Origin of the sequence: Faecalibacterium sp. AM43-5AT (assembly GCF_003603345.1) — a bacterium.
In the GTDB taxonomy this organism is placed as follows: domain Bacteria; phylum Bacillota; class Clostridia; order Oscillospirales; family Ruminococcaceae; genus Faecalibacterium; species Faecalibacterium taiwanense.
In genome coordinates this window covers 25,689-41,664 of record NZ_QVGZ01000014.1, presented here as the reverse complement: position 1 = coordinate 41,664, position 15,976 = coordinate 25,689, and the positions used below count along the sequence as shown (strand labels likewise).

At 58.1% G+C, this 15,976-nt stretch carries 12 protein-coding genes; all 12 read right to left on the bottom strand.

Going from position 1 to position 15,976, the window contains the following annotated elements:
* Window positions 1-2: 2 nt before the first annotated feature.
* The 12 genes from DW937_RS13140 to DW937_RS13085 all read right to left on the bottom strand — a co-directional run bounded on the left by DW937_RS13140 (window position 3) and on the right by DW937_RS13085 (window position 15,972).
* Window positions 3-1,226: a U32 family peptidase gene (locus DW937_RS13140; RefSeq protein ID WP_005941481.1), complete on the bottom strand. Its 1,224-nt coding sequence runs from the start codon at window positions 1,224-1,226 to the stop codon at window positions 3-5.
* A 14-nt stretch (window positions 1,227-1,240) separates the two neighbouring features.
* Window positions 1,241-2,380 (bottom strand): endolytic transglycosylase MltG, encoded by a 1,140-nt coding sequence (gene mltG, locus DW937_RS13135; protein ID WP_120121248.1) that lies wholly within the window; start codon window positions 2,378-2,380, stop codon window positions 1,241-1,243.
* An 18-nt stretch (window positions 2,381-2,398) separates the two neighbouring features.
* Window positions 2,399-3,214: a hypothetical protein gene (locus DW937_RS13130; RefSeq protein ID WP_120121247.1), complete on the bottom strand. Its 816-nt coding sequence runs from the start codon at window positions 3,212-3,214 to the stop codon at window positions 2,399-2,401.
* Between the two features lie 28 nt (window positions 3,215-3,242).
* Complete coding sequence (locus DW937_RS13125; RefSeq protein ID WP_120121245.1) at window positions 3,243-3,914, bottom strand: deoxynucleoside kinase; 672 nt, start codon at window positions 3,912-3,914, stop codon at window positions 3,243-3,245.
* The gene (gene thyX, locus DW937_RS13120; protein WP_005941474.1) at window positions 3,911-4,690 is read right to left on the bottom strand and encodes an FAD-dependent thymidylate synthase; all 780 of its coding nucleotides are present in this window, start codon (window positions 4,688-4,690) and stop codon (window positions 3,911-3,913) included. The genes DW937_RS13125 and thyX overlap by 4 nt, the downstream gene beginning before the upstream one ends.
* 7 nt (window positions 4,691-4,697) lie before the next feature.
* Window positions 4,698-7,376 carry a UvrD-helicase domain-containing protein gene (locus tag DW937_RS13115; RefSeq protein WP_120121243.1) on the bottom strand — a complete coding sequence of 893 codons (2,679 nt, stop codon included), beginning with the start codon at window positions 7,374-7,376 and terminating at the stop codon, window positions 4,698-4,700.
* A 402-nt stretch (window positions 7,377-7,778) separates the two neighbouring features.
* Window positions 7,779-8,987, bottom strand: coding sequence for a sodium ion-translocating decarboxylase subunit beta (locus DW937_RS13110; RefSeq protein ID WP_120121241.1), 1,209 nt, complete (start codon window positions 8,985-8,987; stop codon window positions 7,779-7,781).
* Window positions 8,988-9,002: 15 nt separating this feature from the next.
* Entirely contained in the window at window positions 9,003-9,362 is a 360-nt protein-coding gene (locus DW937_RS13105) for an OadG family transporter subunit (RefSeq protein ID WP_005941465.1), read from the bottom strand.
* Window positions 9,363-9,525: 163 nt separating this feature from the next.
* Window positions 9,526-10,551 (bottom strand): rod shape-determining protein, encoded by a 1,026-nt coding sequence (locus DW937_RS13100; protein ID WP_097775429.1) that lies wholly within the window; start codon window positions 10,549-10,551, stop codon window positions 9,526-9,528.
* A 351-nt stretch (window positions 10,552-10,902) separates the two neighbouring features.
* Window positions 10,903-13,125, bottom strand: a complete 2,223-nt coding sequence (locus tag DW937_RS13095) for an ATP-dependent RecD-like DNA helicase (RefSeq protein ID WP_005941454.1) — start codon at window positions 13,123-13,125, stop codon at window positions 10,903-10,905.
* Between the two features lie 499 nt (window positions 13,126-13,624).
* Window positions 13,625-14,998, bottom strand: coding sequence for an MATE family efflux transporter (locus DW937_RS13090; protein ID WP_120121239.1), 1,374 nt, complete (start codon window positions 14,996-14,998; stop codon window positions 13,625-13,627).
* A gap of 191 nt (window positions 14,999-15,189) precedes the next feature.
* The gene (locus DW937_RS13085; RefSeq protein ID WP_120121237.1) at window positions 15,190-15,972 is read right to left on the bottom strand and encodes an amino acid ABC transporter ATP-binding protein; all 783 of its coding nucleotides are present in this window, start codon (window positions 15,970-15,972) and stop codon (window positions 15,190-15,192) included.
* Window positions 15,973-15,976 lie beyond the last annotated feature (4 nt).

Genomic DNA, 15,976 nt, shown 5'->3' with positions numbered 1-15,976 from the left:
CCTTATACCGTTTTGCGCCGCAGCAGGCTCATGGGCGGCAGCTCCGGCGTGGGAATGGTGTATTTTTCCATGGCATGCGGGGTGCTCTCCACCCGTTCACCGGCTTCGTTTTCGATCCACTCAGGGTTCAGCGGAATGCTGCGGCCATCCGGGCAGAGGGCTTCCAGAGTGTCGCCCAGGCTCCACTTGCCGCGCTGCTGGCAGGAGGCAACGCCGTTCTCCCAGCCGTCTACCGTGCCCACAAACTCCCACTCGCGGATGTAAGTAGCGCTGTCGGTGGCCTGTCTGGCCTGCTCGCGGCCAAAGTAGAAGCCCGGCGAGTAATGGCGGTGGCTGGTACGGGTAAGCTCCTCGTACACTTCAGCAGGCAGCTCAAAGTTGTCGTTGAGCGGGTCGGCCAGATAAGCGTCCAGCGCCCTGCGGTAGGCGGCGGTAACGCTTGCCACATAGTAGAAGGTCTTGGCACGGCCCTCGATCTTCAGGCTGTCCACACCTGCCTTGCAGATCAGATCAAGGAACGGCGCGGTGCACATATCATTGGCGTTGAGGATGTAGCTGCCGTTCTCGTTCTCGCCGATCTCGTACAGCTGTCCCGGACGGGTCTCCTCGCTGAGATAGTATTTCCAGCGGCAGGGCTGGGCGCACTGGCCGCGGTTCGCGTCGCGGCCCGCCATGTAGTTGGAAAGCAGGCATCGGCCCGAAACGCTCATGCACATAGCACCGTGCACAAAGGCTTCGATCTCCAGCTCCGGCGGTGTTTTATCGCGCAGGATCGCAATATCCTGCAGGGTCATCTCACGGGCCAGCACCACGCGCTTTGCGCCCATGTTGTAGGCAGCGCGGGCCGCAGCCCAGTTGGTGATGCCTGTCTGGGTGGACATGTGCACATCGATGTCCGGTGCAAAGGTCTTGCAGGCATCCAGCACACCAAGGTCTGCCACGATAAAGGCATCCACACCGGCCTTGGCTGCTTCCTTAATGGCCTCGGGCAGGCGGTCGGCTTCCTCGTTGGTGGGCAGGGTGTTCATGGTCAGGTAGACCTTGCGGCCGCGGGCGTGAGCGTAGATGACACCCTCGGCCAGCTGTTCCGGCGTAAAGTTGGCCGGAGCAGACCGCATTCCAAATTCAGGCAGGCCGCAGTAAACGGCATCGGCACCGTAGTTGATGGCATAGCGCAGGCGTTCCAGATCGCCTGCCGGGGCCAGCAGTTCCGGGATTTGCAGCATAGTTCAAATTCCTCTCATTTTTCCGTATTCACAGTTTTGTTCACTTGTGCTGCCTTCTGGCAGTTTGCGTTGTGTTCGCTCAGGGTGCGGGCATAATAATAGCTGCCCTTGAGGTCGGTCACAAAAAAATAGGCATCCTTGGCTTCCTCATTGGGCTGGGGGGCCAGCGCTGCCTTGATGGCCGCAATGCCGGGGTTCGAGATCGGCCCAGCAGGCAGACCCTTGCAGCTGTAGGTATCATACGCAGCCACGATATTTCCCGGGATATTATCCCAGCCGCCATAGTAGGGTGCCACCCAGTTCCAGAGGTAATTGTTGTCACTGTCGCTCTGGATATAGCTGGAGGTGTTGCTCTGCAGGCGCGGGTAGGGTGAATCCGCAGCCAGACGGTTGCGGAACACCTGTGCCACGTTTGAGTCCTGACTGTTGCCTGCTTCCTCCTGCACAAAGGATGCCAGTGTGATCAGCTGGGGCAGGGTCATATCCTGCTTTTTAAGTTCTGCATACATCTCATCGGTGATCTGTGCATCGAACTGGGCATAGAAGGTGGCTACATAGTTGTGCACGGTGTCATCCTTTAAAAATTCGTAGGTCTCCGGGAAGAGATAGCCCTCGCACTTCATAAAGCGGTCCGGCGCGTCGGCATCGTCCGGCACGTGCTGCCAGAAGGTGTATTCGCTGAAATCGCCCTCGTTGGCTTCCTTCAGGAAATCCTCGGCGCTGCACAACCCGGCGGCTTCCATCTTCTGGGCAATGGCAATGGCCGTGGTTCCCTCTGGGATGGTCACGCGCACCGTTTCGGCCTTGGCGTAGGTGGACAGGACCGCAATAATGGCATCGTAAGAACAGGCGCTCTTCTGCAGGGTAAAATCGCCATACTGCAGCTTTGATGCCGCGCCCTTTTGCCCCACATACCAGCGGAACAGATAGGCCGAGCGGATCACACCCGCATCCTTGAGCTTTTGCGCAATGACGGAAACGCCGCTGCCCTGCGGGATGCTCACCGTTACCTCCGTGCCGGGTCTGCCATTGCCGCTGATCTCGTTGTGCGCAAACAGCAGCGCCCCGCCAACGGCCAGCGCCAGCAGTACCACCAGCACCAGCAGGATCTTCCCTACACCGCCTTTTTTGCGGGTGTTTTTTTCGTGTGCCATAAGCACCTTCCTTTTATCTTAGTTTTCCAGCATCAGGCGCATGTAGCTTTCGGCTACATCAAAGGGTTCAGCATCAAAGCGGATCATGCCGTAGTCCTGCCGGGTGCCCTCGCCGAGGAACAGCGGCTGGGATGCGCCCACGGTAATGACCGCCTTTTCCACGATGACTTCCTTTTCGCGGGCGGCTTCCATCAGTACTTCGGCGGCGCGGTCATTGTCGGCCTGCAGCTCCACAAAGTAAAGCGTATCCTCCTTGCGGAAATAAATACCATAGCCGTGGGCGCTGGAAACGATGGTGGCACCGGAGGAGTACAAATCTCCCAGCACCACGGCCATGCGTTCCGGGGTCAGCTGCACGGTATCGGGCCAGAAGCGCTCCCGCAGCTCACACAGCTTTTTGGCGGTGACGGAGTCAAACTCCGCCTGACTCCACAGGTTGCGCTCCACCTCGCGCGGCAGGCAGCGCAGGGCGAAGGCCCATGCAAAGCCCTTATCCTGCAGCAGTGCGGCCTGCTCCGGGCTGGTGGGCACTGCCACCGTAAACCCTGCGCCGCGCAGCTTCTGCTGGGCACACAGATAGTCCACAAGGCCCGCCAGAATCAGGCTGCCCTCGCCGCACAGACCGTACAGGTAGGTGCCGCTGCGGCCCTGCAGCGTGACCGGCACAGCCAGCACCACCGCAGCGATCTCGTCATTTTCCTCGGCCACATAGACGTTCTGCTCGCCTGCAAACTGCTCAATGGCCTTTTTGGCAAATTCTTCTGATTCATTGCGCTGGCTCTGCCATAAAACCAGCACTGCCGGTTTATCTTCCGGCTGCATCAAACGATACATCTGTCAGGATGCCCCCTCTTATCGAAAATTATGTCAGCTGCTTCAACACGATCTCCTGCACTTCGGCCTGAATGTCTTCGATGCTGCGCATGTTGTCCCCGCTGGTGCAATGCACGACGGCCCAGCCAAGGTGCGCGGCACAATACTCGGCGGCGCGGCGGCTGCGGGCAAGATACTCGGTGTCCTTCTCATGCACATCCTTCCTGCTCTCGTCGCCGTGGTAACGCTGGGTCATAAGCTTCTGGCTCACGGCGGGGTCTACCTGTAAGTAGATCACCTCATCCGGCGCAGGCAGGCCCAGCAGATGGAATTCAAAATCAAACAGCCAGCCGAGAAAACTCTCCCACTGCTCCGGCGGCAGCTTGGAGCACTGGTGCACCGCGTTGGAGGTGGTGTAGCGGTCGGCAATGATGATGCCGCCATTCTCGTAAAAACTGCCCCAGTCCTTTTTGTAGCTGGCATAGCGGTCCACCGCATAAAAGCTGGAGGCTGCATAGGCGTTTACATCGTCCGGGTGCTGGCCGAACTGCCCTGCCAGATACATTTTTACAAGGGCGCTGGAGTCGCTCTCATAATTCGGGAAGGTGATCTCCCGCACAGAAAAGCCCTGCTCCTTTAAATATGCTGCCAGCAGCTTTGCCTGCGTGGCCTTGCCGCTGCCGTCCAACCCTTCCAGTACGATCAGTTTTCCCTTGCTCATGCTTCGGCACCTTCTTTGATCGCGGCATATTTTGCACGCACCTCGGCGGTTTTGCCGCAGCACATCCTGCCTTCCGGGCAGGGGCCGGATACACAGGCCGGGCCGGACTTTGCAAAGATATGCGGTGCCACCGGGTACACCAGCTCGAACATCTTTTCGGCCAGCTCCCGGATCTCCCACTGGGCGCGGCTGCAGCAGCGCAGGTGGAAAAAGTTCTGCAGGCTGCGGGCATTCATGGTGACCACCATCTTGGTCTCGCAGGCGTTGGGCAGTACAAAGCGGGCATCCTCGTTGGCCTGCTTGCTGGCCTTGGCGCGGGCCTGCTTTTCCGGCATTCCTTCAGCCATCAGGCGGGCGGTGTGGCCTTCTTCCAGCTTGTGGGCAAGGTCGAGGTAGCGCTTTGCGTCCTCTTCCATGCTGGCAAGGAAAGCTTCCTTTGCTTCCGGGATGGCTTCGATCTCGGGCGGTACCACATAGCGGAAATCGTCCAGCCGCACATAGCGCTGGCTCTGCACACTGAAGGATGCAATGCGGTGGCGGGTGATCTGCGCCAGCAAAGTGCGGCTGACCCCCTCAATGCCAAAGGTGAAGCTGGCATGTTCAATGGGGCTGGCATGGCCCAGATCGCTGAGCATGGTCAGGAACTTCGCGGTCTTTTCCTCGGTCAGGCCGTCCAGCAGGTCGGTGATGTGCGCATCGGAATAGCAGAGCTTTGCCGCTGCAGCCACCACTTTTTCCGGTTCCGGGGTATGTGCGATCAAACGAACAGTCATCATAAGTGTGTTATTCCTCCGCAGTGATTTTGGTCAGGGGCGCAAAATTGGCCATGGTCTTTTTGATGCCCACCTTTTCAAAGTTGATCTCCACGATCTGATCTCCGGCGGCAGGCTTCACAGCCACTACCTGACCGCGTCCGAACACCTTGTGCTCCACAAGATCGCCCGGCTCATAGTGTTTTGCGCCTTTTGCAGCGGTTTTTGCTGCCGGTGTGCCTGTAAAGTTGATTTGCTTTGCAGATTTTTTCTGCGCTGTTCCGTCAGAATATGCAGAACTATAACCAGAACCATATCCAGTACCTGCGCCGCTGCGGCCATAGCCGGAACCGTATCCGCTCTGGCTCTGGCCCCGGTTTGCATAGGCCGAGCCAAAGCCGCGGCCCTCGCCCGCGTTGTATTCGCGGTTCAGGTAGCCGCTGCGATTGCTATAGCCGCTTCCGTAACCGCCCGAACCGTACCCACTGGCGCTGCGGCCCCATCCGGACGGCCCGGAGTAACCGGACGCACCACCGGGCACCGTATCACGATAGCTGTCGCCCCAGCCGCCAAAGCGGGAGCGCTGTTCCAGTACCGGGCTGCGGGTCTCCTCGATATACTCCGGCTCGATCTCTCGCAAAAAACGGCTCGGCTCGTTGCGCTGGGTGCGGCCATACAGCATCCGGGAAACGCTGTTGGAGATGTACAGCTCCTTCTTGGCGCGGGTGATGCCCACGTAGGCAAGGCGGCGCTCCTCTTCCAGATCAGCTTCGGAATACTTGCTCATCTCGCTGGGGAACACGCCCTCCTCCATGCCAATCAGGAACACATACGGAAATTCCAGACCCTTGGCGGAGTGGATGGTCATGAGCACCACCTGATCGGCGCTCTCGTTATAGCTGTCGATATCGCTGATGAGGGCGATATCTTCCAGATAGCCTTCCAGCGTGGCTTCCTCACCGTGCTGGTCGCAGTAGTTCTTGACGTTGTTGACCAGCTGACCAAGGTTCTGCAGGCGGTCAGCCGCATCCTCGTGGCCCTTGGCTGCATCGGCTTCCAGCATGGCCTTATAGCCGGTCAGCTCGATCACATCGGCTGCAAACTCGTCCAGCGTGCGGGTCTCCAAAGAATCCTGCAAGCGCTGATAGATCTGCCAGAACTTGAGCAGCGGCATTACGGCGCGGCTGAGCTTTGCATATTGGTCGGCATGGCCGATGATGTCCAGCATGCTCACGCCCTCCTGCGTGGCCAGATCGGCAATGACCTCCACGGTGGTGGCACCGATCTTGCGGGCAGGCTCGTTGATGATGCGGCGCAGGCGCACATCATCGCGGGGGTTCGCCACGATGGACATGTAGGAATGGATATCCTTGACCTCTTTGCGGTCGTTGAAGCGCTGGCCGCCCACGATCTTGTGGGGGATGCCTGCACGGGTAAAGTAGCTTTCGATGGGGGCCGATTGGGCGTTCATTCGGTAGAGGATGGCGTGGTCGGCCAGATGTCCGCCCTCTTTCAGGTGCTGGCCGATCACATCCGCGATGTGGCTGGCCTCGTCCTGCTCGTTCTCGGCGGTGTACACCTGCACCTTATCGCCCTCGCCATTGCTGGTCCACAGGGTCTTGCCCTTGCGCTCGGTGTTGTGCTGAATGACACAGTTCGCAGCGTTCAGGATATTGGACGTAGAGCGGTAGTTTTGTTCCAGACGGATGGTCTTGGTGCCCGGGTAAATGCGCTCGAAATTAAGGATGTTCTCAATGGTAGCGCCGCGGAAGCGGTAGATGCTCTGGTCATCATCGCCCACCACGCAGATGTTCTTTTCCGGGCCGGTGAGCAGGCTCACCAGACGGAACTGCGCCACACTGGTGTCCTGATACTCGTCCACCAGCAGATAGCGGTATTTGTTCTGGTAGAAATCCCGCACATCCTTGTGCTCGGCCAGCAGCTGCACAGTCTGGTAGATCAGGTCGTCAAAGTCGAATGCTCCGGCTTCCTTCAGGCGCTTTTCGTAGGCCGCGTAGATGCGGGCCGTCAGCGCGCCTTTGGTATCCTTTGCGGGGCTGGCAAGGGCCTGTTCCGGGCTGACCAGCTGATCCTTCCATCGGCTCATCTGGTTGATTGCAGCCTTGATGGGCAGGAACTTATCGTCCACATTCAGGTCTTTGTAGACAGCCTTCATCACGCGCTGGGAATCATCGGTATCGTAGATAGTAAAACTGCGCGGATAGCCGATCTCCTCCGCCCAGCGGCGCAGGATGCGTACACAGGCCGAGTGGAAGGTGGAAGCGAACACTTCGTCGCCCTCCTCGCCGCCCAGCATCCGGCGCAGACGCTCCTTCAGCTCTCCTGCTGCCTTGTTGGTAAAGGTAATGGCCATCACGTTCCAGCTGCGCACAGCGTTCTGGCGCAGCATCCCGTCCAGCCAGCTGGGGGCGGCAGTGCCGGTCATGATGGCGTTGCGCAGAGCCTTGATATCGTCCTCCGTGGCCGGACGCGGTGTCTGTTTGGAGCCGTGGGCCGAGCCGAACCGGATGAGGTTTGCAATGCGGTTTACCAGCACGGTGGTCTTGCCGCTGCCTGCACCAGCAAGGATGAGCAGCGGGCCATCGGTGGTGAACACTGCCTGCCGCTGCATATCGTTCAGGCGGCCAAACTGTTTTTCAATATAGGTATCGCGCAGAGCGCAGAATTCCTGTGTGAGATCTGTTGCCATGGTTTCCCCTGTTCCTTTTATGTTTATACTATCAAAGTACAGTATACCACATTTCAAAACGATTGAGAATAGCCGCCGCGTTCGCTCTGGCTATTTTCAGCGGAAAAAATATTTTTATAATTTATAACTCCGAAAAGCCTGCGGGCTTTTCGGAGTTACTTTTTCACGAAAGAGGTCGTAGAGAAAAATTGCATCTGATAAAACAGCAGCCGTTTTTCGTTACGGCCTTTTTGTGAAAATGTGTTTGGAGCAGCCCGCAGGCTGCGACAAACACGAAATAAATAATATAATTTCCTTACTTTATGCCCAAAGCAAACGCGGCGGGCATTTCAAATCGTAAAACAAAAACCGCCCGGCAGCTCTTGCGAACCGACGGGCGGAAAAATGCTTTTCAGAAAGCGCTTAGCTGAAAATGTTGATCAGGATACCAGCAGCAACGGCAGAGCCGATAACACCGGCCACGTTGGGGCCCATTGCGTGCATCAGCAGGAAGTTGGAGGGATTCTCGCTCTGGCCAACCTTCTGGGAAACGCGAGCGGCCATAGGCACAGCGGAAACGCCTGCGGAACCGATCAGCGGGTTCACCTGACCACCGGTCAGCTTGTACATCACCTTGCCGCACAGCACACCGGCAGCAGTGCCGAAGGAGAATGCGATCAGGCCCAGCACGATGATGAACAGGGTGCGGGTGTTCAGGAAGGTATTTGCAGAGGTGGTGCAGCCAACGGACAGTGCCAGGAAGATGGTGATAATGTTCATCAGCTCATTGCCGGCAGTCTTCTGGATGCGATCCACAACGCCGCACTCCTTCATCAGGTTGCCCAGCATCAGCATACCCACCAGAACGGCGGCATCCGGAACGATCAGGGAAACGATGATGGTGACCATGATGGGGAAGATGACCCTCTCGGTCTTGGAGACGGTGCGCAACTGCTTCATCACGACGGTACGTTCCTTCTTGGTGGTCAGTGCCTTCATGATGGGCGGCTGGATCACGGGCACCAGAGCCATGTAGCTGTATGCTGCAACGGCGATGGAGCCAAGCAGCTCAGGAGCCAGACGGGAGGTAACGAAGATAGCGGTAGGACCGTCTGCACCGCCGATGATGGCGATAGCAGCGGACTGCTTCTGGGTGAAGTCCACCAGACCGGTAGCGGTCAGCAGGCGAGCGCCCATGTAAGTACCGAAGATGCCGAACTGAGCGGCAGCGCCCAGCAGCAGGCTCTTGGGGTTGGAGATCAGGGGTGCGAAGTCGGTCATGGTGCCGATGCCCAGGAAGATCAGCGGCGGGTAGATGCCCAGCTTAACGCCCATGTAGAGCATATCGGCCAGACCACCGTTGTTCAGGATCTCCACCCACATGGGGTGTTCCAGACCGTCACCGACGAAATATTGCATGTGGATAATGCCGCTGCCGGGCAGGTTTGCCAGGATCATACCGAATGCCATGGGCAGCAGGATCAGCGGCTCAAACTCTTTGACGATGGCCAGGTACAGCAAAAAGCAGCCCACGCAGATCATGATCGCGTACAGGTAGCCGCCCGGCTCACCAAACTGCGCAAAGCCGGAGCTTTGGAAAATACCGACCAGAGTATCAATAAACTGTGTCATGCTCTTCCTCCTCTGTTAAAACGGTGCGGTGGTGTCGTTTACACCCGCATTGCCCCAGCCGTTCTTACTGCGGCGCACAGCCTTGAGGGTGTACTTGCCGTTGCCCATTGCATGGATTGCTGCCATAATGGCGGCGATCACATCACCGGGAATGCCCTCTTCCACCTGAGGAGCGGGAGCAGCTGCGGCCTGCTGCACAGGTGCAGCGGGCTGTGCAGCGGGAGCCTTGGCGGCTTCCTTGGCAGCCTTCTTCTTTGCGTTCATCGAATCGAAGATCTTGCCTTCCAGCGTGATAATCGCCATCAGCAGGATAAGGATCAAGAACACCAGTACGATGCCGGTAATGGTAACGACCACGTCAAAACCTAAATCCATGGTTTTCCTCCTGTTTCTTGTATACTGCGTCCGATACAAGATCGTCAGCAGAAAATCAATTTGGGTACATTATACCTTATTTTCCAATTTATTTCAACAAAAATAGATATTTTTTCTTTTTGGCGCTTTTGTTCAGATTCATGGATAAATGGTGCAGCTTTGATTATCTGCGGCCAATGCGGGGCGTTGCATCCAAAAAGCCGGTTTCCAGCTTGTCGTTCAGGCCAAGGCTCATGGCAGTGCCCAGTGCCACACAGTTGACGGGATCGGGCGAAACCGTCACCTCCACCTTCAGCTCTTCGCTCAGGTATTCGGTAAGGCCATGCAGCTGTGCACCGCCGCCGGTCAGCATGACACCATTGCGGAAGATATCGCCTGCCAGTTCCGGAGGGGTCTTTTCCAGCACCTGATGGGCTGCGGTGCCGATCTGCTCGCTGAGCATCATGACCGGTTCGTACAGGTCGTCAGTGGAAACATTCACACGCACCGGCAGACCGGTGAGCAGGCTGCGGCCCTTGATCTCCATGGTCTCGTGGAAATCAGTCTTCTGGGGGCAGCAGGCCACGTTCTTTTTCAGCTCTTCGGCGGTGCGCTGGCCAATGGCAACGCTGTACTTGTTGCGCACGAACTTGAGGATCTCCTCGTCGTAGTGGTTGCCTGCCACGCGTACGCTGGTGGCCTTGACCTTGCCGCCCAGAGAAAGCACTGCGATATCGGTGGTGCCGCCGCCGATATCAATGATCATGCGGCCCTCCGGCTGGGTGATGTCGATGCCCGAGCCAAGGGCAGCGGCAATGGGTTCGTCGATCAGGTACACCTGACGGGCACCAGCGGCCACCACAGCCTCCACTACGGCATCACTCTCAATGCCAGTAATAGCGGCGGGCACACAGACGGCCACGCGGGGCTTGACCATGTGGGAGCTGTACACCTGCTTGACAAAACGGCAGATCAGCTCACGGGTCATGGTATGGTCACTGATCACACCGTCCTTCAGCGGGAAGATGGCAGAAATATAGTTCGGGGTGCGGCCCACCATAGCAAGGGCCTTATCGCCTGCTTCCAGCACGGTCTTCTTGCGGGTATCCATTGCCACAACGCTGGGCTGGTTGAGCACAACGCCCTTGCCCTCCTGCGCAATGATAATGGTAGTGGTACCAAGATCGATACCGATATCGTTCTGTGCCATAAGTTCTTTTTCCTTTCTCTGGTTCCTCTATCGAAACAACGGCCTGTTGATGCAGGCCGGAAATCATACCAGTCTACAGTATAGCATAGTTGCCGTAAAAAGTATACCGGTTTTGAACTCCTTCCGTCTGCTCACTTTGTTCGCATCCACCTGTTCCCCTTTTTGTCACTTACGTGACATCTGTTCCTCTCTTTGTCACCTGTGGTGACATTTCTCCCCGGTGCGGGGAGAATCTGTCCCGGCCGGGGGAAGTCTGTCTCCCGGAGGGAGGCTTTGGCAGTGCAGAAAGCTTTTCCTCTTCGCCAGAGGCTCCCTCTCCGAGGGAGCTGTCACCGAAGGTGACGGAAGGAATTATTCTGCTTCCGTCTGTTCCGGCGGCAGCTCTGCCTGCAAAAGATAGGCAAGGCCGCTGTAGCGCAGGTTCTGGCGGATGTTGCCCATCATACGGTTCACAACGTCCCTGCGGCCCGCCACGATGCACAGCTTCCGTGCACGGGTAACGCCGGTGTAGAACAGGTTGCGGTAGCACAGCCGCGGCGGCACCTGCGCCACCGGCAGGATCACCGCCGGGAACTCGCTGCCCTGACTTTTGTGTACCGTGATGGCATAGGCGATCTCCAGCTCGTTGAGGTTTTCTGCCGGGTAGACCAGCCGCTTGTCATCCATACGCACCACCATGGAGCGATCCCGCGTGTTGATGCTCTCCACAATGCCGATGTCGCCATTGTAGGCACCCACGCCCTGCTCCCCGCCAATGCGGTTCCAGATGATCTCGTAATTATTGCGCACCTGCATCACCTTATCGCCCACGCGGAACACCCGGGCGGCGCTTTGCAGCTGGGGCTTGCCCGTCTGTTCCGGGTTCAGCAGGTTCTGCAGTTCCACATTCAGTGCCTGTGTGCCGGTAGGGCCAAGCTTGGTGGGGCACAGCACCTGAATGTCCCGGATCGGATCGAAGCCGTAGCTGCGCGGCAGGCGGGTGGTGACCAGATCACACACCAACCGCTGGGCCGCATCGCCGTCCGATTCCAAAAAGAAGAAGTCGTCGGTCTTACCGCCCTTCTGCAGCGGTTCACCTGAGATGATGTGGTGGGCGTTCTCCACGATCAGGCTGCGCTTTGCCTGCCGGAAGATCTCGTTCAGGCACACGGTGGGCACCAGCCCGGAGCGGATGATCTCGCCCAGAATATTGCCGGGGCCGACGCTGGGCAGCTGGTCGGCATCCCCTACCATGATAATGCGGCAGCTGTAGCGCAGCGCTGCGATCAGGGCCTGAAACAGCTTCACATCCACCATGCTCATTTCGTCCAGAATGACCACATCGCACTTGAGCAGGTTCTTGTCGTTGTGGATAAAGCTGACCACGCCGCCGGTGTAATCCACCTCCAAAAGACGGTGGATGGTGCTGGCCTTGCGGCCGGTCAGCTCACTCAGCCGTTTAGCCGCGCGGCCGGTGGGCGCACACAGGGCCACCCGTTCCGCCTGATCTTCCAGCAGCTGCAGAATGGCGTTGACGGTGGTGGTCTTGCCGGTGCCGGGGCCGCCGGTGAGTACAAGGCAGTTCTCGGTCATGGCTTTGCGGATGGCTTCCTTCTGCAGGGGCGCATAGGCAAAGCCCTGCGTCAGTTCCAGAATTTGAATGTTTTTATCCAGCCCGTGGGCGGTATTCTTGCCCCGTTTTGTCAGCATGGCAAGCCGGGCGGCAATGTCCTCCTCGGCTTCCAGCAGGTCGGGCAGATAAATATACGGTGTGCCGTCAAACAGCTTCACCCGCAGTTCTTCGGTGCGGATGCACTCGTCCAGCGCAGCAGCCAGCTTTTCCGGCGGCTGATGGATAAAATTGGATGCCGTTTCCAGCAGCTGGGTGCGCGGCAGGCAGGTGTGGCCGTTGCCCGCGTTGTGGCGCAGGGTGCGCAGCAGGGCCGCTTCCAGCCGCTGGGCGCAGTCGCCTTCCATGTGGTAATACTGGGCAATGCTGTCCGCGTGGCGGAAATCCAGCTGCAGCGGTTCGCCGCAGAGCAGATAGGGATTTGCCGCAATGGCCTGCATGGCCCCGGGGCCGAAGGTGCGGAACACCTCCATCGCGCGGCGCGGGCTGATCTCGAACTGCGCCAGATAGGCGATCAGCTCCCGCATCCCAAACATCCGCTTGAACTCCTGCTGGATGCGGTCGGCTTTGTCCGCCGAGATGCCGGGCACCTGCGTGAGCCGGGCCGGGTCGTTGGCGATCACCTCAAGCGCTTCGGCACCGAACAGGTCGATGATCTTATCCGCCGTCTTGGCCCCGATGTACGGCAGCGACCGGCTGGCAAGGAAGGCGTACACCGCTTCCAGATCCTTTGGCATGTCGGTCTCGCACTCCTGTGCGTGGAACTGGCGGCCATAGGTGGCGTGGTTCTCGTAGCGGCCGCGGCAGACCACGCTTTCGCCCGCGTGCAGTTCACCCACAATGCCGCACACCACTGTGACCACACCGCCGCCGGACACCTCGAACACCATATAGCCGTTGTCGGTGTTCTCGTAGATGATGTCCTCCACGGTGCCCTCGATCTGTTCCAGCTGCTGCTCTGCCATGCGCTCACCTCCTGCCAAATTACACAATTATAAGTAGTATAACGCTTTTGGCGGGATTTGTAAATCATCCGGGCAGACTGCAGTGCAGCCCTACCGTGGAGAAATATGTGCGCAAGTTCAAAATTATAAGCATACATACGTTCTATTTTGATTGTTTATCAGGTTGCGCAAGTTCTACTTCGTGCGCAAGTTCAAACTTATGCAGCCTTTGGAACTTACGCAGCTTGCCGAAGTCACTTTTTAATCGTTGTATCGTTTAAAAGTTTAAACTTGCTCAGATAACGCTCCTACAGTAGCACCTGATAAAGTTCCCTGAAACCAAGGGCTGTGGGCTGGGAGTTTCTCCAGCGAATGTCCGGGAAGTGGGGCCCCGTGCGTAAGCACAGGGGCGGAACCGTGGGTTCCGGGCTGTTCGCGGAGAAAGCTCCCAGCACGCGGCCTACCCTACAGCCCGAACATCAAAAAAGCTCCCCTTTGCAGGAGAGCTTGCGAACATTCTTTAAGCGTTTGCGGTGCGGGCATCGTGTTCCTTCTCGATATCCTTTTCCTTCTGCAGGCGTTTGCGCACCACAAAGTAGGCCGGAATGAGGAAGAAGCAGGCAAAGAACCATGCCACCGGGCTTGCGATGCAGGCCGCAAAGTAGCCCCACAGCGGCACGAACCAGAAGCCCACCATAGCGCGGGCCACCATCTCGGCCACACCGGCAAACATGGCAAGGCCGGAGAAGCCCAGGCCCTGAATGGTGTAGCGGTAGATAATGAGCACCGCCAGCGGGATGTAGAATACGCTGTTCCAGAAGATGAAGCTCTGGGCATTGGCCATGATGGCGGTCTCGCTGGCATCCAGGAACAGGCCGATGAGCAGCTTATCCGTCACGCGCAGGATGAGGAAGGACGCAATGCTGTATACGCAGCCGATGCCGAGGGCGGTGTTCACGCCGCGGTCCACACGGCCAAGGTCTTTTGCGCCCATGTTCTGGCTGGTGTAGGTGGTCATGGCGGTGCCGATGCTTTCCAGCGGCACACTCAGGAACTGTGCGGCCTTGCTGCCTGCGGTCTGTGCAGCCACGATGTCGCTGCCAAGGCCGTTCACGGCACCCTGCAGCACCACGCTGCCAATGGCCGTAATGCTGCACTGCAGGCCCATGGGAATGCCCATGCTGCACAGCTTTGCGCAGTGGGCCAGGCTGAAGCGGCCCTCTTCCCTGCTCCAGCGCAGCTCCGGGTAGTGGCGCAGGATGTACAAAAGACTGCCCAGACCCGCCACAGCCTGACTGAACACGGTAGCAAAGGCTGCACCGAACGCGCCCATATGGAACACGATGATGCACACCAGATCCAGCCCGATGTTCAAAAAGCTTGCCACCAGCAGGAAATACAGCGGGCGCTTGCTGTCGCCCAGCGCACGCATCAGCGCGCTGGTAACATTATAAAGCAGGGTGAACGGGATGCCCCAGAAGATGGTGCGGATGTAGATATCCGCAAGGTCGATGATGTTTTCCGGGGTGTTCGTCCACACCAGCACCGAGCGGGTCAGCGCCACAGTAACAATGGTCAGCACCACGGCAAAGAAGATGGAAAGCCACACGGTGTTGGCAGTGTAGCGGCGCATCTCCTTGTAGTCCTTTGCGCCGAAAGTCCACGAGATGGGGATGGAAAAACCGCAGGCGATGCCGTTCACAAAGCCCAGCACCAGATAGTTCAAACCGCCCACGCTGCCTACCGCCGCCAGCGCTTCCACGCCCACAAAGCGGCCCACGATGATGGTATCGGCCAGATTGTAGAACTGCTGGAACAGGCTGCCCAGCATCAGCGGCACCGCAAACGCAAGGATCAGCTTGAGCGGACTGCCTTGGGTCATATCCTTTGTCATCGTATAAAAACCTCCTGCCACACTGGGAACCGGCTTGATGTCGTGATTTTTGCCGTGAAAAACGCCCTGCCGGAAAGGGCAGGACGTTGGTTTCATTCATGAATGGTATTATAGCGGACAGCCACGGGTTTTACAAGATTTGCATTGCATCAACATTTCCAAATTTTTGCCGCAAGAATTGGTGATTTTGCTTATTCTCCGTAATGCGAAAGGAACTGTTTGGTGCGCTCCTCCTGCGGGTGCTCAATGAGCTGCTTGGCAGGGCCTTCCTCCACCACCACGCCGCCATCCATGAACATGATGCGGTCGGCCACGTCACGGGCAAAGTGCATCTCGTGGGTGACGATAATCATGGTGGTCTTGCGATCAGCAAGGTCACGCAGAACTTTCAGCACCTCGCCGGTCAGCTCCGGGTCGAGGGCCGAGGTCGGCTCGTCGAAGCAGAGAATGTCCGGGTGCAGAGCCAGTGCGCGGGCAATGGCCACGCGCTGCTGCTGACCGCCGGAAAGCTGGTGCGGGTAGTGGCCTGCCCGGGCAGAAAGGCCCATCTGGGCCAGAAGTTCCTGTGCCTGCTGCTCCAGCTCGGCATGGATGGCCTTTTTGTTGGCCTTGTAGTCCGGGCACTCCTTCGCCAGCAGTTCACCCGCCAGCATTACGTTCTGCAGGGCGGTGTACTGCGGGAAGAGGTTGAAGTTCTGGAATACCAGACCAAAGTGCAGCCGCTTTTTGCGGATCTCGCTCTCGCGCTGGGTGGCGGGGTCGGCAGCGTCCCACATGGTCTCGCCGTTCACCTTGATGATGCCGGTGTCCGGCCGTTCCAGAAAGTTCAGGCAGCGCAGCAGGGTGGTCTTACCGGAGCCGGACGAGCCGATGATCGCCAGCGCTTCGCCCTGTTCCAGCGTGAGTGAGATATCCTTGAGTACTTTGGTATCGCCAAAGTTTTTGCCGATGCCGGAGGCTTCAAGCAGTGCCATGATC

What these genes read in the sequence shown, in the direction of transcription:
- DW937_RS13140 (WP_005941481.1), bottom strand. Translation starts at nt 1,226, where the DNA reads ATGCTGCAAATCCCGGAACTGCTGGCCCCGGCAGGCGATCTGGAACGC.
- mltG (WP_120121248.1), bottom strand. Translation starts at nt 2,380, where the DNA reads ATGGCACACGAAAAAAACACCCGCAAAAAAGGCGGTGTAGGGAAGATC.
- DW937_RS13130 (WP_120121247.1), bottom strand. Translation starts at nt 3,214, where the DNA reads ATGTATCGTTTGATGCAGCCGGAAGATAAACCGGCAGTGCTGGTTTTA.
- DW937_RS13125 (WP_120121245.1), bottom strand. Translation starts at nt 3,914, where the DNA reads ATGAGCAAGGGAAAACTGATCGTACTGGAAGGGTTGGACGGCAGCGGC.
- thyX (WP_005941474.1), bottom strand. Translation starts at nt 4,690, where the DNA reads ATGATGACTGTTCGTTTGATCGCACATACCCCGGAACCGGAAAAAGTG.
- DW937_RS13115 (WP_120121243.1), bottom strand. Translation starts at nt 7,376, where the DNA reads ATGGCAACAGATCTCACACAGGAATTCTGCGCTCTGCGCGATACCTAT.
- DW937_RS13110 (WP_120121241.1), bottom strand. Translation starts at nt 8,987, where the DNA reads ATGACACAGTTTATTGATACTCTGGTCGGTATTTTCCAAAGCTCCGGC.
- DW937_RS13105 (WP_005941465.1), bottom strand. Translation starts at nt 9,362, where the DNA reads ATGGATTTAGGTTTTGACGTGGTCGTTACCATTACCGGCATCGTACTG.
- DW937_RS13100 (WP_097775429.1), bottom strand. Translation starts at nt 10,551, where the DNA reads ATGGCACAGAACGATATCGGTATCGATCTTGGTACCACTACCATTATC.
- DW937_RS13095 (WP_005941454.1), bottom strand. Translation starts at nt 13,125, where the DNA reads ATGGCAGAGCAGCAGCTGGAACAGATCGAGGGCACCGTGGAGGACATC.
- DW937_RS13090 (WP_120121239.1), bottom strand. Translation starts at nt 14,998, where the DNA reads ATGACAAAGGATATGACCCAAGGCAGTCCGCTCAAGCTGATCCTTGCG.
- DW937_RS13085 (WP_120121237.1), bottom strand. Translation starts at nt 15,972, where the DNA reads ATGGCACTGCTTGAAGCCTCCGGCATCGGCAAAAACTTTGGCGATACC.